Source organism: Chitinibacter tainanensis DSM 15459, assembly GCF_000429785.1.
GTDB lineage: Bacteria > Pseudomonadota > Gammaproteobacteria > Burkholderiales > Chitinibacteraceae > Chitinibacter > Chitinibacter tainanensis.
Genome location: NZ_AUCN01000003.1, coordinates 20,647 through 36,779, shown reverse-complemented (window position 1 = coordinate 36,779; position 16,133 = coordinate 20,647). Strand labels below are relative to the sequence as shown.

At 55.4% G+C, this 16,133-nt stretch carries 16 protein-coding genes; 4 read left to right on the top strand and 12 right to left on the bottom strand.

Annotated features, from left to right (window positions below):
* The first annotated feature begins 172 nt into the window (after nt 1-172).
* Nucleotides 173-490 carry a hypothetical protein gene (locus G482_RS20230; protein WP_156905321.1) on the top strand — a complete coding sequence of 106 codons (318 nt, stop codon included), beginning with the start codon at nt 173-175 and terminating at the stop codon, nt 488-490.
* A gap of 49 nt (nt 491-539) precedes the next feature.
* On the opposite strand, the gene G482_RS0100870 is transcribed toward G482_RS20230, so the two are convergent.
* The 7 genes from G482_RS0100870 to rplU all read right to left on the bottom strand — a co-directional run bounded on the left by G482_RS0100870 (nt 540) and on the right by rplU (nt 8,578).
* Nucleotides 540-1,709 (bottom strand): THUMP domain-containing class I SAM-dependent RNA methyltransferase, encoded by a 1,170-nt coding sequence (locus tag G482_RS0100870; RefSeq protein ID WP_028448436.1) that lies wholly within the window; start codon nt 1,707-1,709, stop codon nt 540-542.
* 9 nt (nt 1,710-1,718) lie between these two features.
* Nucleotides 1,719-4,559 carry an ATP-binding protein gene (locus G482_RS0100865; protein WP_028448435.1) on the bottom strand — a complete coding sequence of 947 codons (2,841 nt, stop codon included), beginning with the start codon at nt 4,557-4,559 and terminating at the stop codon, nt 1,719-1,721.
* Nucleotides 4,559-5,218, bottom strand: coding sequence for a hypothetical protein (locus G482_RS0100860; protein ID WP_028448434.1), 660 nt, complete (start codon nt 5,216-5,218; stop codon nt 4,559-4,561). The genes G482_RS0100865 and G482_RS0100860 overlap by 1 nt, the downstream gene beginning before the upstream one ends.
* A gap of 17 nt (nt 5,219-5,235) precedes the next feature.
* The gene (locus tag G482_RS0100855) at nt 5,236-6,498 is read right to left on the bottom strand and encodes a hypothetical protein (RefSeq protein WP_028448433.1); all 1,263 of its coding nucleotides are present in this window, start codon (nt 6,496-6,498) and stop codon (nt 5,236-5,238) included.
* Between the two features lie 149 nt (nt 6,499-6,647).
* The gene (gene obgE / locus G482_RS0100850) at nt 6,648-7,811 is read right to left on the bottom strand and encodes a GTPase ObgE (protein WP_028448432.1); all 1,164 of its coding nucleotides are present in this window, start codon (nt 7,809-7,811) and stop codon (nt 6,648-6,650) included.
* 167 nt (nt 7,812-7,978) lie between these two features.
* The gene (gene rpmA / locus G482_RS0100845; RefSeq protein WP_028448431.1) at nt 7,979-8,251 is read right to left on the bottom strand and encodes a 50S ribosomal protein L27; all 273 of its coding nucleotides are present in this window, start codon (nt 8,249-8,251) and stop codon (nt 7,979-7,981) included.
* A gap of 15 nt (nt 8,252-8,266) precedes the next feature.
* Nucleotides 8,267-8,578 carry a 50S ribosomal protein L21 gene (rplU, locus tag G482_RS0100840; RefSeq protein ID WP_028448430.1) on the bottom strand — a complete coding sequence of 104 codons (312 nt, stop codon included), beginning with the start codon at nt 8,576-8,578 and terminating at the stop codon, nt 8,267-8,269.
* 188 nt (nt 8,579-8,766) lie between these two features.
* Between rplU and ispB the strand changes: the two genes are divergently transcribed.
* Nucleotides 8,767-9,780 carry an octaprenyl diphosphate synthase gene (ispB, locus tag G482_RS0100835; RefSeq protein WP_051258627.1) on the top strand — a complete coding sequence of 338 codons (1,014 nt, stop codon included), beginning with the start codon at nt 8,767-8,769 and terminating at the stop codon, nt 9,778-9,780.
* Nucleotides 9,781-9,859: 79 nt separating this feature from the next.
* Here the strand turns inward: ispB and rplS are convergent, their stop codons facing one another.
* The 5 genes from rplS to ffh form a co-directional block, all read right to left on the bottom strand.
* Nucleotides 9,860-10,240 (bottom strand): 50S ribosomal protein L19, encoded by a 381-nt coding sequence (gene rplS, locus G482_RS0100830; protein ID WP_028448428.1) that lies wholly within the window; start codon nt 10,238-10,240, stop codon nt 9,860-9,862.
* Entirely contained in the window at nt 10,237-11,037 is an 801-nt protein-coding gene (trmD, locus tag G482_RS16780; protein WP_034618540.1) for a tRNA (guanosine(37)-N1)-methyltransferase TrmD, read from the bottom strand. The genes rplS and trmD overlap by 4 nt, the downstream gene beginning before the upstream one ends.
* A gap of 14 nt (nt 11,038-11,051) precedes the next feature.
* Nucleotides 11,052-11,597 carry a ribosome maturation factor RimM gene (rimM, locus tag G482_RS0100820; RefSeq protein ID WP_245575225.1) on the bottom strand — a complete coding sequence of 182 codons (546 nt, stop codon included), beginning with the start codon at nt 11,595-11,597 and terminating at the stop codon, nt 11,052-11,054.
* A 7-nt stretch (nt 11,598-11,604) separates the two neighbouring features.
* Nucleotides 11,605-11,853, bottom strand: a complete 249-nt coding sequence (gene rpsP, locus G482_RS0100815; RefSeq protein WP_028448426.1) for a 30S ribosomal protein S16 — start codon at nt 11,851-11,853, stop codon at nt 11,605-11,607.
* 103 nt (nt 11,854-11,956) lie between these two features.
* Nucleotides 11,957-13,300: a signal recognition particle protein gene (gene ffh, locus G482_RS0100810; RefSeq protein ID WP_028448425.1), complete on the bottom strand. Its 1,344-nt coding sequence runs from the start codon at nt 13,298-13,300 to the stop codon at nt 11,957-11,959.
* A gap of 81 nt (nt 13,301-13,381) precedes the next feature.
* Here ffh and G482_RS19325 point away from each other — a divergent pair, with 81 nt between their 5' ends.
* Together G482_RS19325 and pilB are read left to right on the top strand one after the other, a co-directional pair.
* Entirely contained in the window at nt 13,382-14,188 is an 807-nt protein-coding gene (locus tag G482_RS19325) for a cytochrome C assembly family protein (RefSeq protein WP_051258626.1), read from the top strand.
* A gap of 227 nt (nt 14,189-14,415) precedes the next feature.
* Nucleotides 14,416-16,122 carry a type IV-A pilus assembly ATPase PilB gene (gene pilB / locus G482_RS0100800; RefSeq protein ID WP_034618539.1) on the top strand — a complete coding sequence of 569 codons (1,707 nt, stop codon included), beginning with the start codon at nt 14,416-14,418 and terminating at the stop codon, nt 16,120-16,122.
* Nucleotides 16,123-16,133: the final 11 nt, after the last annotated feature.

Sequence of the window (16,133 nt, the reverse complement as noted above, 5' to 3'; positions counted from 1 at the left end):
TGCATGTGTAAAGCATGCCGCCAGCGTTCAATCTGAGCCAGGATCAAACTCTTTCGTTTAATCTCTAAGCTATTTTTACTACTTGGCTTGTACTTCAATACTCAAAGAAAATCACGAGTTAACAGGCAAAGCCTGCTGACTTGTTTTTTTCCTATCATCTGAGTGCAAGCACTTGTTTCGACTTACGAATCAAGCACTCACACTCATCGGCTGTAATTTGTTAAAGATCGGGCTGGCGACTAGAGAAACTCGTTTTGTTTCGCTGCGTCATCAGCAGAGAGGCCGAACTATACCCACCCATCGAAAACACGTCAACACCAATCCAACGAAAAAGCGCCAACAAGTCGATAAGCGTTTGATTTGCAAAGAACCGAACATCAAAGAAAATCGCGCCAAACCAAGAAGAGCTATCAAACCCCAGGCCCAACAATACCGCAGCTCCAGCGCAAACATCGCCAAAACCCAGCCTAAAAACACCACAGCCCGCTAAAGCGGGCTGTGTTTGGGGGCTGTTTTAGCTAATTGATGCGCCAGCCGGATTACTCTGCGGCTTCTTCAGCCGTCTTGTCACGATTACTGCCGGCCACCATCTTGTATTCAAACAAGCGACATTCGAGCGGCCCATTAAACAGCACCGTCCGTTTACTGGCTTTCAAACGCATGAACTTCGGCAAATCGAGGTCTGCGGTGAGGAAATAAGCATTCCAACCGGCAAAGCGCTGCTTTAAGGTCGCCGCCCATTGCGGATACAGACTCGCGAGACGCTCTTTTTCATCTAGGCGCTCACCGTAGGGCGGATTGCACACCCACACGCCGCTTGCTGCCGGCGCTTTGGCATCGGCGGCATTCAACTGTTTCAGCTGAATGGCCTCGCTCAGCCCTGCCGCTTCAATATTGGCCTTGGCATGATTGAGCACCGTGCTCGAGACATCGCTACCGTAGATCAGTGCATTGCTTTGCAATTCGGCCGCTTTGGCTTGCGCCCGTAATTGCTGCCAGAACTGATCGTCGTGCATGCGCAATTGCTGGAAGGCAAACGAGCGCCGCTGGCCAGGCGCGATTCGGCGCGCAATCATTGCCGCTTCGATCAGGAAAGTGCCAGAGCCACACATTGGATCATATAAAGGCTGCTCGGGCGTCCAGCCGCTCAAGCTCAAAATGCCTGCGGCCAGATTTTCACGAATGGGCGCGTCACCCGTTTCTACGCGATAGCCCCGCTTAAACAGCGCTTCACCCGAGGTATCGAGATACAGCGTGGCCATTTTGTGAGTCAGATAAAGGTGAATCCGCATATCTGGCTCACGAGTATCGACACTTGGACGATTGCCAGTTTTCAGGCGAAAGCGATCACAAATACCGTCCTTCACTTTCAGAGCAATAAAGTCGAGGCTACGCAAAGGCGAGCGCACCGCAGTCACTTGCACCTTGATAGTGTTTTCAACCGCAAACAGCTCGGCCCATTCGGTATCGCGGGCCAGGCGATAGAGATCGTCTTCGTTGCGGTAGCTACGCTCGGTCAGCTTCCAAAGCACCCGGCTGGCCACTCGCGAATGCAGGTTAACCTTGTACATCAACGGCCATGGGCCGCTAAATGCCACCCCGCCATCGGTTGCACTAATCTGCTTAGCCTCGAGCGCTTGCAACTCCTGCACCAGCACTGGCTCCAGCCCGCGCGGACAAGGCGCAAAAAAATGAAATATTTGTAGCACTGCGTTTTCCTAAGAGTGACTGCTGACCACTGTATCTGCATTCGCGCCGCTTTGCTCGGTGCGGCGGCGGGTTTGCATGATCAATGGCGCCCAAGTTTCGCCGGGCCGTTTTTTCCGGGTGGTGAGCGTCAGCTCCGATGGGCCATAAACATTGGTGTTGTGCGTCAGCGGCGTGGTGATCAGATATTGCGCTTGGGTGGCTTTCAGGAAACCACCGACCCGGTCAATATTGAAAATATCCAAGTGAGCAAACGGCTCATCAATAAAGACAAAGCCGGATGGATTATTGTCATCCATCATCAGGCCAATCAGCAGAATCAGCGATTTCATCACCTGCTGACCACCCGAGGCTTCACCATCGTTCAGGCCCATCATGCCTTTCTGGTCAAAGTTAAACCGCGCCGTGAGGCCGGCTTGCGCAAGGACCACGTCATCGTTTTCCAGATGCGGCATATCCAGCTCAACATCAATCCCAGCCAGATCACCCAGCCCTTTGATATTGCGGCCGTAGGCGCGAATCGTCGCGCGTAGCTTATTGATATAGGCCGCTCGCGCTTCATCGGTCAGCTCAGCCGTGCGCTCCACCTCTTGGCGATGTCCCTGCGCTTCATCTTCCAGCGCACCATAGTCGGCCACCAGCTTATCGCGGCGCTGGATGATGGTTTCATCCCGCTCCCAATGCGCTTGCGTGAGCTGCTCTTGCTGCCGCTCGATAATGTGTTTCACCTCGGTGACGCTGCGATATTCTTCTTTCAGCTGCGTGAGCACATGCGGCAATAGCCAGGCCGGCAGGGCCTTTTCTTTTAGTACGCGAATCGCGCCAAGCTGGCGGCTGATCTCGTTGCGCTGGCGCGTGAGCTGCGCTTGCAGCTCATCCACCGCGCGGCGGAATTGATCGCGCTCGATTTCGATTTTTTGCGCGGCCAAGCGTAAATCGGCACGGCTTTCGCGTGATGTTTCCAGTGCGGCTTGCGCGGCGGCTAGCTCCGCCCCCATGCGCTGCACTTCAGCCTGCTCGGCCGGATAGCGTTCGGCAGCAGCGGCGAATTCCGCCTGCCGATTGGCCAACTGCAAGACCGCCTGCATGCCCATAAGCTGCACGGTGATGCCCTGGATATCGCGCTGCACACTGGCGAGCTCGGTTTCCAGATCCAGCACCTGATCGTTCAGGGCTTTTAGGCGCAGCGCAATATCATTCAAGCGCGAATGACGTGCCGCTTCGCCAAAAGCATATTCACGGGTATCGATCCCAATGAAACGCGCACCACGGCGTTCACGGTAATACCCCTCACGGGTAATCCAGTCCGAGCTCAGGCGGCTACCGGCTTCTACCGATTTCACGCGCTGAATGCCGTTCAGCTGGCGGCTTAACCATGGCGGCACATTGGCTTTGAAATCGATGATTTCTAAAATCGAGCCCAAATTGGCACGTGGCGCCGGTTCACGCTCGGACACAATAAAGTGGCGATAGCGCATCCGCTCGCCCACTTCCCAGGCGCGCTGTTTGTCAGCTTCACGTTGCAGCAAAATCAAATGCCGCGACGGCGCCAGCAGCGCCTCCACGGCATCTTGCCAGGCCGGATCGGTCACTTCGGTGATTTCGGTCAGCAGCTGATGCGGAATACCCGCCTCATCCAGCGCGGCGCGCATTTGCCGCACAAAATCGGGCGACGGCGCTTTACCGGCCTGCAGGGCAAACTGGGCTTCGGATAATTGCTGGCGCTCATCGCGCGCCTGCTTCACCGCCAGCTTCAGCTCGGCTTCTTTAACCTTCAGCTCAGCCAGCTGATCATTCAGCCCAATCGCGTCAGCGCCATGCTCACGCTCGGCCAACTCGCGCAGCTTTTCGCCCTCGCGCATAATGCGCTCGGTATCGCGGGCGGCATCACGCACCGCCTGAAAGCGCACAAACAGCGCTTCGTAATCGGTTTTGCTTTGCTGCTCGCCGCTGAGGGTTTGATTGGCGGCGGTTTGTGCCACGGCCAAACGCTTATCCAGCTGCCCCAGATCCGCGCGCTTGTGCCATAGATTGCGGCGCTGCAATTTATATTGCTGCACGGCATGGCGCAGGCCATCTTGCGCTTCAGCCACTTGCAGCGCCGGGATCACCTCGCGCTCTAGCCGTACCGTATCCGTACCCAGCGCGCACCATTCGAGGTAGCTGCTGGCACGCAGGCGGAAACGCTCGACATCCAGCCCTAACTGCGAGAGCTGCTGCTGCATTTTATCCAGCTCGCCCTCGGCTTCGCGCAAACGCAATTTGGCTTCTTGGTAATGATCAAGAACTTCCTTGTCACCAAAAACCTGAAACACCAAGTCGAGCAATGCTTTGGGGGAGTATTCGCACAGCTTGTCCGTATCGCCTTGCTCCAGAGCCAATACCTCGGCAATTGCTGGCGTTAAGCCGGCTTGCTCCAACCGGCGACGATAATCACCCACGCCCAGCCATTGCAGATTTTGCTCGGTTTGCCCATCCAGCGCCGCATCGCCCTCGGCGATTGCATACTGGCGCACCCAATCCCCGCCCTGCTTTTTAATCCGGCAGAACAGCGTGACGGTTTCACTGGTTAAGGGGAAAAACAGATACGGAAAAAAACCACCGCCGGTGCGTTTCGGGTTATTCACCACCGCGCGCAGCCAAGCGATGTTTTCCTTGTTGTTACGCACATAGCGCTTGTAATCACGCCGGCCCGAGCATTTCAGCGCCAGCATGGTACGCAAAGCGTCCAAAAGCGTGGTTTTGCCCGAGCCATTCGGGCCAACAATGGTCACAATCTGGGCATCCAGCGGCACAGTGATGCGCTGCCAGAAATCCCAGTGCACCATTTCCAGGGTTTTGATCTGGAACATTAGTTTTCCTCCGCCTCACCCGCCAGCTTGGCGGCGGGCAATTGCAAGATATCCGCCAGCGCCCCATTGATAATGCGCGGGGCCAGTTTGGCGTAGTCGATCATCAAATCCAGCAGCGGGCCTTCAAAAATCATCCGGTTGCGGCGCACCACAAAGCCCAGCTTAGAGAGCTGCCCCAGATTGGTGGTGAAGCGCATTTTACCGCCCAGCACTTTGCCAAAATCGGCGTACAGCGCGTCTTCCGATACACCCTGTGCGACTTGCTCGCCGTGCTCGATCGGTTTTTCTGCGCCAAAGAGATCGCCCTGCTCTTCATTGCCGGCTTCTACGCGGGCAATTTGGCGTTCGCGTTTGGGCAGAATAATCAGCGCCCAGATCACCACCAGCAGGGCAATGCCATCACGCGGCAGGCCCATATTGTTGGAGAGCCAATTTTCGCCTTCGCCAAACACCCAGTCTTCCATCTGCGGCTGCAGCGCCACGGCGATGTGCTCGGCATAGGGGTTTTCGAGGAGCTGCAAGCCGCAATCGGCCAGACGATGCTCAAGTGATTCACGAAATGCTTCATCAATCAGCGCGCGCCGCGCGAGCGGGTCTTTACGGGGAACAAAGCGCTGCGCCAATAGGCGCGCGACCAGAATATTCAGGGCTTGATCCATCTTGTTTGCAGCCTATTTCAAAGTGGATGCAGGCGGCCGGCACTGATGCTGGCCACCTCAGGGTGATCGGGTTCGTACAACTCGGTGTGAGCTTCTAGCCGCAGCGGCAGTTTCACAATGTCGGCCACCACGCTCTTCTCTAGCGCCGCCTCGGCATCGCCCAGCAGCGAGAGCAGCGAGAGACGGTAAGCGGTTTCGTTGTACGTGGGCGCCAACACGGCGGCGGGCAGATCGCTGCCGGCGCCAAGCTGGGCCAGCTGGTTCAACTCGTCGTACAAGGCCTCAGCCGCCAGCAGGCGCTCTGCTTCCACCGCGCCCACTTCCTGCGCGGCGGCACTTTGCGGCATATCGCTGACGCTATTATCGGGCCGCTCGCGCTCGCAGATTTCAAATTCGGCAATATCGAGCAGAATGTCCGACACCACAAAATGCGGCTCGGGATGATACAAAATCAGATCTCGCCCCAATTCGGCCAGCGAGGCCTGCGTTTGCCGGCGCAGCCAGTCGGCCACATTGGTGGTAGAGAGGCCCGATTGCCCCAAATGCACGCGTTGCGAGGCTAGCTCGGAAAGACGGCGATGGAAGACCGACGTCAGCCGCAGCATCCGCGCTTGCGCCAGCGCGATGGATTGCGCCACCTGATACACCCGCTGATCCGTGGTTTCGTCAGTGAGCACGGCGCGAATGACATCGGTGCCTTTCTCGACCCATTGCCACACTTTTTCCAGCTTTTCGCGCGCAGCGCGAATTTGGAATTCGGATTGCGACTCAAGCGCCGCCTCGAAATCCGCATAGAGCTCGTTCAAGCGCGCCAAGAGATTGAGCAGTACCTCGTTGGAGACCTGCCCCAGCGATTGCCCAGCGGCCACCTGTGAGGTGAGATAACCGAGCTCGGCGTCTCCCTCGGCAAATTGCAGCATGGTGCCCAGCGAAGACAGCGCCACCCGGCCGGCCTCAGCCATGCCGTACATTTGCTCGTCGCTATCCCAAACCAAGAGGCCGTAATCGCGCAAACGTTTGAGGACGGTATCGAGCTTCACCTGATTGATATAGGCAAAGTGGGCCTGCAAATCTTGCGGCGACCAGCGCGGCGCATCGGCTCGCGCACCGATTTCGCGCAAGACAATCAGGCGGACAAAAACTTCATCTTCCCCGCCGCGAAACAGGGCGATTAGCGCATCAATATAGGTGCGCGCGCGCAACAGCTCGGCCACTTGCGGCAATTCATGCGGCACAAATCCGGGCTGGAAAAAATCGGAAAACAGATTTTCGTCTTGCATGGAGATGACAAAAAACAGGGATCAGCAAGACTAAAGGCAAACGAAGTGAAAAACAATGCCTTTAGCGGGAGGCTGGCTAGGCTGCAGCCAGAGAGAACCGCCTCGCGCCCGCCGGTCATTGCAACCGGTGGCCCGAGGCGGGATAAGGCTTAAACGATGTCCTCGTCGTTCGCCAGCGCAGCGGCTCGCGCCGCCAGCAAGGCTTCTTGCTCGGCTGCCAAGCGGGCCGCGGCGGCTTCGGCTTCTTCTTTGGCCAGCTTTTTCGCCGCATCGCGATAATCGGCGATGGCGTAGACCAAATCACGACAACCTTCACCCGTCAGGCCGGCAATCACGAAGTAGCGTGGCTGTGCCGGATCGAAGGCGGCGTATTCATCACGCTGCACATCTTCCCAGCCATAGGCTTTCAGGAAAGCCTGCACGCGCTCTTCACGCTCTTCTTCCGGAATCATGTCGACTTTATTGAGCACCAACCAGCGCGGCTTGTTGTAGAGCTCTTCGTCGTATTTGCGCAGCTCTTCGACAATCGCATTGGCTTCAGCCACCGGATCGGTATCCGGATCAAACGGTGCCAGATCCACCAAGTGCAGCAAAATACCAGTGCGCTGCAAATGTTTAAGGAAGCGATGCCCCAGGCCAGCGCCTTCGGCCGCGCCTTCAATCAGACCGGGAATATCGGCAATCACAAAGCTGCGATTGTCATCAATACGCACCACCCCAAGATTCGGGTGCAGCGTGGTAAACGGATAATCCGCCACTTTCGGCTTAGCGGCTGATACCGCGCGGATAAAGGTCGACTTACCGGCGTTCGGCATCCCCAGCAAGCCCACATCGGCCAGCACTTTCAATTCAAGCTTGAGCTCGCGGCGTTCGCCCTCGGCGCCAGGCGTCGTTTGGCGCGGCGCGCGATTGGTTGAGGATTTGAAATGCAGATTACCAAAACCACCTTGGCCACCCTTGGCCACCGCCACCCGCTGACCATTGGTGGTCAGATCGGCGACGATTTCGCCGGTTTCGGCATCACTGAGCACGGTACCTACCGGCATGCGCAGCTCGATGTCATCACCGCCCTTGCCATAGCAATCGGCACCGCGGCCGTTTTCACCGTCTTTGGCTTTGTATTTGCGCACAAAACGGTAATCCACCAGGGTATTGATGTCTTCGTCGGCCACTGCCCACACCGTACCACCCCGGCCACCATCGCCACCATCCGGGCCACCGCGGGGCACGAATTTTTCCCGGCGCATACTGGCCGAACCATTGCCGCCCTTGCCGCCAATGACTTCGATTTTTGCTTCGTCAATGAATTTCATATGTGCTCTCCAGCTCAATAAGCCGGGGTATCGCCCCAAAAACAAAGTAATTTAACGCGCACCAGCACATACCCCTGCATGTACCTGTTAAATCACCTTGCTAGCCCACTAAAAGAAAAAAAGCCCCATCACCAGGATAGGGCTTTCCAAGCGAACCAGGAAAAAGCTTATGCTTCTTCGCCGGTGTATGGCAGTACAGTTACAGTGCGACGCTTCAGCGCGCCTTTCACTGCAAATTGTACATAGCCGTCAACTTTTGCAAACAGGGTGTGGTCTTTGCCCATGCCTACGTTGTCACCCGCGTGGAATTCAGTACCACGTTGACGAACAATGATAGAACCCGCAGGGATCAGCTCACCACCGTAAACTTTGATACCCAAGCGTTTGGCTTCTGAATCGCGACCGTTACGCGAACTACCACCAGCTTTCTTATGTGCCATGGTTCAGCTCCTTAATTACTTAACGATTTCGTCAATGCGAATTTCAGTGTAGTTCTGGCGATGGCCAGCACGACGCATGTAGTGTTTACGACGGCGCATTTTGAAAATGCGAACCTTCTCACCACGACCTTGAGAAATTACAGTTGCTTTGATGGCAGCACCGGCAACCACTGGGGCGCCAATTACAACCGCATCACCGTCTGCCACCATCAATACTTCATTCAGTACGATTTGGCTGTCGATGTCTGCAGCAATCTGTTCTACTTTAAGTTTTTCGCCGATAGCAACTTTATATTGTTTGCCACCAGTTTTTACGACTGCATACATAACAAGCTCCTAAGAGTTTGACCCAACGCGCCAGCGCACAATCGGCGCAGCGCGGCATCTCAAAATTGAGAATCGAGCATACTAAGCGCATGTTCATGTAAAGTCAAGGACTTACCCAACACTTTTCCTGCGTAGCCACGGCAAGAATGGGCGCAAGAAGCCCATCTCTGCTAAAATCACGCGACTCAATGATTAACGGCCACGAGGCCAACAGCCCCAAGGGTAAGCACAGCGTGTCGATGCAGTTTGTCAAATCGGTCGTAGATGCCGACATGGCGCAAATGGATCAGGTGATCCGCGAGCGTCTTTATTCCGATGTCGTGCTGGTACGACAAGTGGCCGAGTATATTGTTTCATCCGGCGGCAAACGTCTGCGCCCCATGATCACCCTGCTTTCGGCGCAAGCTCTGGGCTACCAAGGTCGGCACCACCACGAACTGGCGGCCGTGATCGAGTTTATCCACACCGCCACCCTGCTGCACGACGACGTGGTGGACGAGTCCAGTCTGCGCCGCGGCCGCGACACCGCTAATGCCCTGTTTGGCAATGCCGCCAGCGTGCTGGTGGGCGATTTTCTGTACAGCCGCGCCTTTCAGATGATGGTGAATTGCGGCTCAATGCGGATTATGGAAGTACTGGCCGACGCGACCAATGTGATCGCCGAAGGGGAAGTGCTGCAACTCATGAATATCGGCAATATCGACATCGATGAAGCCGACTACCTGAAAGTCATCCGCTACAAAACTGCCAAGCTTTTTGAAGCAGCCGCACGCCTGGGCGCCATCTTGAATCACAGCGACGCAGACACCGAAGACGCACTCGCTCGCTACGGCATGCACTTGGGCACCGCCTTTCAAATTATCGACGATGTGCTCGATTACTCCGGCAAACAGGAAGAAATTGGCAAGTCCTTGGGCGACGATCTCGCCGAAGGCAAACCGACCTTGCCACTCATTTTCATCATGCAACAGGGCGATAGCAGCGCCGCTGCGCTAGTGAAAGACGCCCTGGAAAACGCCAAGCGTGAACACTTCCCCGCCATTCTAGCTGCCGTACAGCAATCAGGTGCACTGGATTACGCCCGGCAAATCGCCAGCGAAGAAGCCGCCCGCGCAAAAGCCTGCCTGAGCCGACTCCCCACCAACCCACACACCGAAGCCCTGCTGGCACTGGCCGACCTAGCAATTGCGCGCAATAGTTAAGCCAGACCAAGACGACAAGAAAGCTCACAATAAAAAACCCCGCAGCGCGGGGTTTTTTATTGGCCAAATTACCAAGGCATTATGCAGCTGGAGCAGCCACTTTACGCGCAGGCAATTTTTCCTTGATACGTGCAGATTTACCTGAACGATCACGGAGGTAGTACAGTTTGGCGCGACGAACGTCACCGCGGCGTTTCACTTCGATCGAAGCCACCAGTGGTGAGTAAGTTTGGAAAGTACGCTCAACGCCAGTGCCAGAAGAAATCTTGCGCACGATGAAGTTGCTGTTCAGGCCGCGATTGCGCTTAGCAATCACCACGCCTTCATAAGCCTGCAGACGTTCACGTGAACCCTCTTTCACTTTCACAGAGACCACAACGGTGTCACCTGGGGCGAATTCAGGGATAGATTTACCCAGACGGGCGATTTCTTCTTGCTCGAGTTGTTGAATCAAGTTCATTTTACTTCTCCTAGTGAGACCGTACCTTCTGACGCCGCGCCGGGCGCTACAGCCGATTGTTCACGCTGGAACTCAGCCAGAAGCCGTGCCTCTTCTTTAGATAACCGACGCTCTTGCAGCAAATCCGGGCGACGCAACCAAGTACGCCCCAGCGACTGCTTCAAACGCCAGCGCCTTATTGCGGCATGATTCCCCGAAAGCAAAACCTCCGGAACCACCATATCGCGATAAACTTCAGGACGGGTGTAATGCGGACAATCCAGCAACCCATCCACAAACGAATCCTCGACCGCACTGGCCGCGGTGTTTAACACCCCAGGCAGCAAGCGCGCCACCGCATCGATCAGAATCATCGCGGGCAATTCCCCCCCCGACAACACATAATCGCCAACGGAAATTTCTTCGTCGACGTGCGCCTGCAAAACACGCTCATCAACACCCTCATACCGACCACACAGCAGCACCAGCGCCGATTTCTCGGCCAGCTGCGCCACTTTTGCATGCGTGAGCGGCGCGCCCTGCGGCGACATATAGACGGTATAGGGCTGCAAGCCGCTCTGAACCTGTCGCTGCTTGCAATACCCCAGGGCCTTATCCAGCGGCGCCGGCTGCATCACCATCCCGGGGCCGCCACCAAATGGGCGATCATCAACCCGGTGATAGTTGTCGGTGGTGAAATCACGCGGATTGCACGTATGCAGCGCAATGGCATTTTGCTCAACCGCGCGCCGGGTAACTCCGTGCGCCGTGATCGCCACAAACATCTCTGGAAACAGCGTCACCACGTCAAATTGCATGGCCGCACACCGGATTAATAATCCAGCCCCCAGTCAACCAGCATGGTTTTAGCCGGCAAATCGACATTCAGCACCACATGCCCCACAAAGGGAACCAAGCGCTCAACCCCATCCGCCTTCACCACGATGACATCATTGGCTCCGGTTTCGAACAAGCGATCGATCACGCCCAAGCTTTCGCCCTGCTGATTAACCACCTGCACGCCCACCAGATCAGCCCAGTAGTACTCATCGGCAGCCAAGGCCGGCATAGCACTGCGTGGCACTGCCACTTCGCACCCCTTGAGTGCAAAAGCAGCATCGCGATCTGCCACCCCCTCCAGACGCGCATTGAGCTTTTTCGGCTGCACATGCCCATCCAAAACGGTTTTAGCTGACCAACGACCATCACGCCCGACCCACCAGGTTTTGTAATCCAGCAAGCTATCCGCATATTGCGTATCAGCCACCAGACTTACCCAGCCTTGAATACCAAAAGCCCCGCTGATGTAGCCCATCACCACCAGATCTTCTGGCACCTGCTGGGCCTCGATCGACGAGGCTTTAGAATCTTTCACCACGGAAAAATCAGGCAGCTACTTTAGCTTGCTTGATCAGACGCGCTACGGTGTCAGTAGGTTGCGCGCCCACGCCCAGCCAGTAGTTCAGGCGATCAGCAACAAAGCGCAGTTCTTCAGCGGCACCAGAAGCTTGTGGATTGTAGAAGCCAACGCGCTCGATGAAACGACCATCGCGGCGGTTGCGAGAATCAGTCACCACAACATTGTAGAACGGGCGATCTTTTGAGCCACCACGAGCAAGACGAATCACGACCATAATAAAACCCAATCATTGAATAAATAAAAATAAGCTCGCAATCTTGCCAGATTACTCGACAGATCGCAAGCCCATCCAACGGCAAGCCATCGGCTCGCCACAGTTACATCCCCGGCATCAAGCCCTTGAGTCCACGCATCATTTTCATCATGCCGCCACCCGAGAATTGCTTCATCATCTTCTGGGTTTGCTCAAACTGCTTCAGCAGGCGATTGACCTCCTGCACCGACACCCCCGCCCCCGCAGCAATCCGCCGCTTGCGGCTCGCCTTCAGGAGCTCAGGCTTGCGCCGCTCTAGCGGCGTCATTGAATTAATAATCCCTTCAATCCGCGCCACCGCCTTATCGGTCACCTGGCTATCGGCCATCGAGGCCAGATTACCCGGCAGCTTATCCAGCAACGCAGACATACCGCCCATTTTTTTCATTTGCTGAATTTGCGCCTTGAAGTCTTCCAGATCAAAGCCCTTGCCGGACTTGACCTTTTTCATCATTTTCAGCGCTTCGGCTTCATCAACACTGGCTTGCACATCTTCGATCAGCGACAACACATCGCCCATGCCCAGCACACGACTGGCCATCCGATCGGGATGGAAAGGCTCCAGACCAGTCAGCTTCTCGCCCGTACCCAGGAATTTAATCGGCTTACCAGTAATATGGCGCACCGACAGCGCGGCACCACCACGGGAATCACCATCCATCTTGGTAAGCACTACCCCTGTGAGCGGCAGCGCTTCATTAAATGCCTGCGCGGTATTCACCGCATCCTGCCCTTGCATCGCATCAACAACGAACAAGGTTTCCACTGGCTTCACCGAGGCATGCAAAGCCTTGATTTCCAGCATCATCGCCTCATCAATCGCCAGACGACCGGCCGTATCGACAATCAACACATCAAAGAAATGGCGCTTAGCATAATCAATGGCCGCCAGCGCAATATCTACTGGCTTTTGCGACACATCGGAAGGAAACCACTCTACGTCCAGCTGCTGCGCCAGGGTTTTCAACTGCTCGATCGCAGCCGGACGATAGACGTCCGTCGACACCAGCAATACTTTCTTTTTCTGGGTTTCTTTGAGTAACTTGGCCAACTTACCAGAGGTAGTGGTTTTACCCGCCCCCTGCAAACCCGCCATCAAGATAACGGCCGGTGGCTGCGCAGCCAGATTCAATGCATCATTTTGCGCCCCCATCAGCTTGGTGAGCTCTTCATACACCACACCGATGACGGCCTGCCCCGGCGTAAGGCTGCCAACCACCTCACGCCCCTCAGCTCGCACTTTGACGTCAGCGATAAATTGCTTCACCGCTGGCAGCGCCACATCGGCCTCCAGCAGGGCCATCCGCACTTCGCGCAGTGCATCCTTGATATTGTCGTCAGTCAGACGGGAATGCCCCCGCAGGGTTTTCACCACACTACCAAGGCGGCCAGACAGATTTTCAAACATGCAACGATTCCTTGAGCTGTTACTGCCGCAGGGGCAATCACTCTGTTAGACTTAATTCTTTGCCATTTTACCCTAATTGCCGTGCTGACTCTGCTTGCACTGCTGGCTTTCTGCATTTACCTGCTACTCGGCTGGCATTTTTGCCAGCTACGCCTCGCCGGCCGCGCCCTGCTGCGTGCGCCAATCGCAACGACCTTACTCGGCGCGGGCTTACTTTGCCACGGCGCAGGCTTATTGCACGCGATTGCCGGCACCACCCCCACCTTTGGGGCCGCCCAAGCATTATCACTCACCGCCTGGCTAGCTCTGGCCATCTATGCCAGCGGACAAAAACGCCTACAGCTCGCCGGCATTGAGCCCCCCTTAATGGCTTTCGCTGCCGGCTTTATCGGGTTGGCGCTACTACTGCCCGCAGGCCACGCCCCCAGCTATCAAGCCAACCTGCTCTCTCAGGCGCACTTCTTTTTGGCGATGCTGGCGCAGAGCTTGATTTTTATCGCCGCCGGGATTGCCGTATTGATGCGCATGACCGACAGCACCCTGCATCATCACACCAGCAAACTACTCGCCCGCACCCTCCCGCCACTGTTGACACTAGAGCGCCTACTCTTTGCGACGCTAAACACGGGTTTTATCGCCCTGACCCTAGCACTGATTGCCGGTGCCATCATGAATAGCCAGCAACTCGGGCAATGGTTTAGCTGGAATCACAAAACCGTATTTGGCTTGCTGTCGTGGATCATTTTTGCAACTTTATTGCTAGGCCATCATCTTCGCGGCTGGCGCGGACGCTTTGCCGCCAACTGGGCGCTAGTCGGCTTTGCCTGCCTACTACTAGGTTATATTGGCACCCGTATTGCTCTAGAGGTCTTTCTACACAAGGCCTAGCGAAAGATACATCCACTCAAGTAGCCGTACCCCACCTAGCAAACCATCCCACACACAACCGGCACCATTCACAAGCCACGTTGCAACATTTCATTAGCATAATGTGATGCAGATGCTACGCATTCGAAAGTCATCTGCTAGACTTGTAAAGATTATGGTTATATTGAGCTTGCTTTGTCCGCAACGTACGGATCAAGCCTTGATCGCATTGGAGTGATTTTTCTGCCATGAGCACCCCGCACATCTCAGGCCTCGCCCGTCTGCTCGTCCAGCATGGACGTCTCAGCGAAACCGACGCCGAAGCTTTGCAGTCGGCCGCCAGCAGCAGCAAAACCTCGTTCATCGAACAATTAACCCAAAGCCGCAAACTTAGCGCACGGGAAATCGCCGAATTTTCTTCGCAAACCTTCGGCTACCCATTGCTAGACCTCGATCGCATCGATACCAGCTACCTGCCACAGGGCGTACTGGATAACAACATCATGCGCTCTCAACGCTTGGTGCCCCTGTTCAAACGTGGCACCAAGTTGTTTATTGGCCTGTCTGACATCACCAATCTGGAAGCCATCGAAAAAGTTCGCTTTCAGACCAACTCGCAAGTCGAGCCCATTATTGTTGAGGACAACAAACTTGTTAACCTCCTCAACAAAACCATTGAGGCTTCGGGCGCCAACTTCAAAGACATTGTCATTGACGAAGCCGACCTTGAAATGGCAGGCGGGGACCCCGAGCCAAGCAGCAACGACGCGCAAATGGGGCAAGAAATTGACGATGCCCCTGTCGTTAAATATCTGCAAAAGATCTTGATGGATGCCATTAACGGCGGCGCTTCGGATATCCACTTTGAACCGTTTGAAAAATTCTATCGCATCCGCTATCGGGTGGATGGAGTGCTGCGCGAGGTAGCGCAGCCACCACTGGCGATCAAAGAGAAAATTTCATCGCGGATTAAGGTTATTTCCAAACTGGACATCTCAGAAAAGCGCATCCCACAAGATGGCCGGATGAAGCTGGTTCTATCCAAATCCCGAGCGATTGATTTCCGGGTTTCTACCTTGCCGACGATGCACGGCGAAAAAATCGTAATGCGGATTTTGGATCCGTCCTCCGCCACACTGGGCATTGACGCCCTGGGCTACGATCCGGACCAGAAGGCCATTATCCTTGATGCGATTCAACGGCCATACGGCATGGTACTGGTTACCGGCCCTACGGGCTCGGGCAAAACCGTATCGCTGTATACCTGCCTCAATCTACTCAATAAACCAGATATCAATATCTCGACTGCTGAAGATCCGGCCGAGATTAACCTCCCCGGCATCAACCAAGTTAACGTCAACGACAAAGCCGGCCTAACCTTTGCTGCAGCACTAAAAGCTTTCTTGCGTCAAGATCCCGACATCATCATGGTGGGGGAGATTCGCGACCTTGAAACTGCAGATATTGCAATTAAAGCCGCCCAAACCGGCCACATGGTGTTTTCAACCCTCCACACCAATGATGCGCCGACGACGCTGACGCGGATGCTGAACATGGGCATTCAGCCCTTCAATATCGCCTCATCCGTGATTTTGATTACCGCGCAACGCTTAGCTAGACGGCTGTGCAGCTGCAAAAAACACGTCGATATCCCCAAGCAAGCGCTACTCGATGCGGGGTTCACAGAAGCCGACCTCGACGACACTTGGCAGCCGTATGGTCCAGTTGGCTGCGATATCTGCAAAAACACGGGCTACAAAGGCCGCGTGGGCATTTATCAAGTCATGCCCATCACGGACGAAATCAATCGCTTGATTATGAATCACGGCAACGCGATTGACATTGCCGACCAAGCGCGCAAAGAAGGCGTTCTTAGCCTGCGTGAAGCCGGTCTGCGTAAAGTTAAACAAGGCCTTACTTCGCTAGAAGAAGTCATGGCCGTCACCAATACCTAATAGGGGATCAG

Coding starts and splice junctions, on each gene's coding strand:
- G482_RS0100855 (WP_028448433.1), bottom strand. CDS start 6,498: ATGCAAGACGAAAATCTGTTTTCCGATTTTTTCCAGCCCGGATTTGTG.
- obgE (WP_028448432.1), bottom strand. CDS start 7,811: ATGAAATTCATTGACGAAGCAAAAATCGAAGTCATTGGCGGCAAGGGC.
- rplU (WP_028448430.1), bottom strand. CDS start 8,578: ATGTATGCAGTCGTAAAAACTGGTGGCAAACAATATAAAGTTGCTATC.
- G482_RS0100860 (WP_028448434.1), bottom strand. CDS start 5,218: ATGGATCAAGCCCTGAATATTCTGGTCGCGCGCCTATTGGCGCAGCGC.
- rplS (WP_028448428.1), bottom strand. CDS start 10,240: ATGAACTTGATTCAACAACTCGAGCAAGAAGAAATCGCCCGTCTGGGT.
- ispB (WP_051258627.1), top strand. CDS start 8,767: ATGATTAACGGCCACGAGGCCAACAGCCCCAAGGGTAAGCACAGCGTG.
- rpmA (WP_028448431.1), bottom strand. CDS start 8,251: ATGGCACATAAGAAAGCTGGTGGTAGTTCGCGTAACGGTCGCGATTCA.
- trmD (WP_034618540.1), bottom strand. CDS start 11,037: ATGCAATTTGACGTGGTGACGCTGTTTCCAGAGATGTTTGTGGCGATC.
- ffh (WP_028448425.1), bottom strand. CDS start 13,300: ATGTTTGAAAATCTGTCTGGCCGCCTTGGTAGTGTGGTGAAAACCCTG.
- rpsP (WP_028448426.1), bottom strand. CDS start 11,853: ATGGTCGTGATTCGTCTTGCTCGTGGTGGCTCAAAAGATCGCCCGTTC.
- G482_RS0100865 (WP_028448435.1), bottom strand. CDS start 4,559: ATGTTCCAGATCAAAACCCTGGAAATGGTGCACTGGGATTTCTGGCAG.
- pilB (WP_034618539.1), top strand. CDS start 14,416: ATGAGCACCCCGCACATCTCAGGCCTCGCCCGTCTGCTCGTCCAGCAT.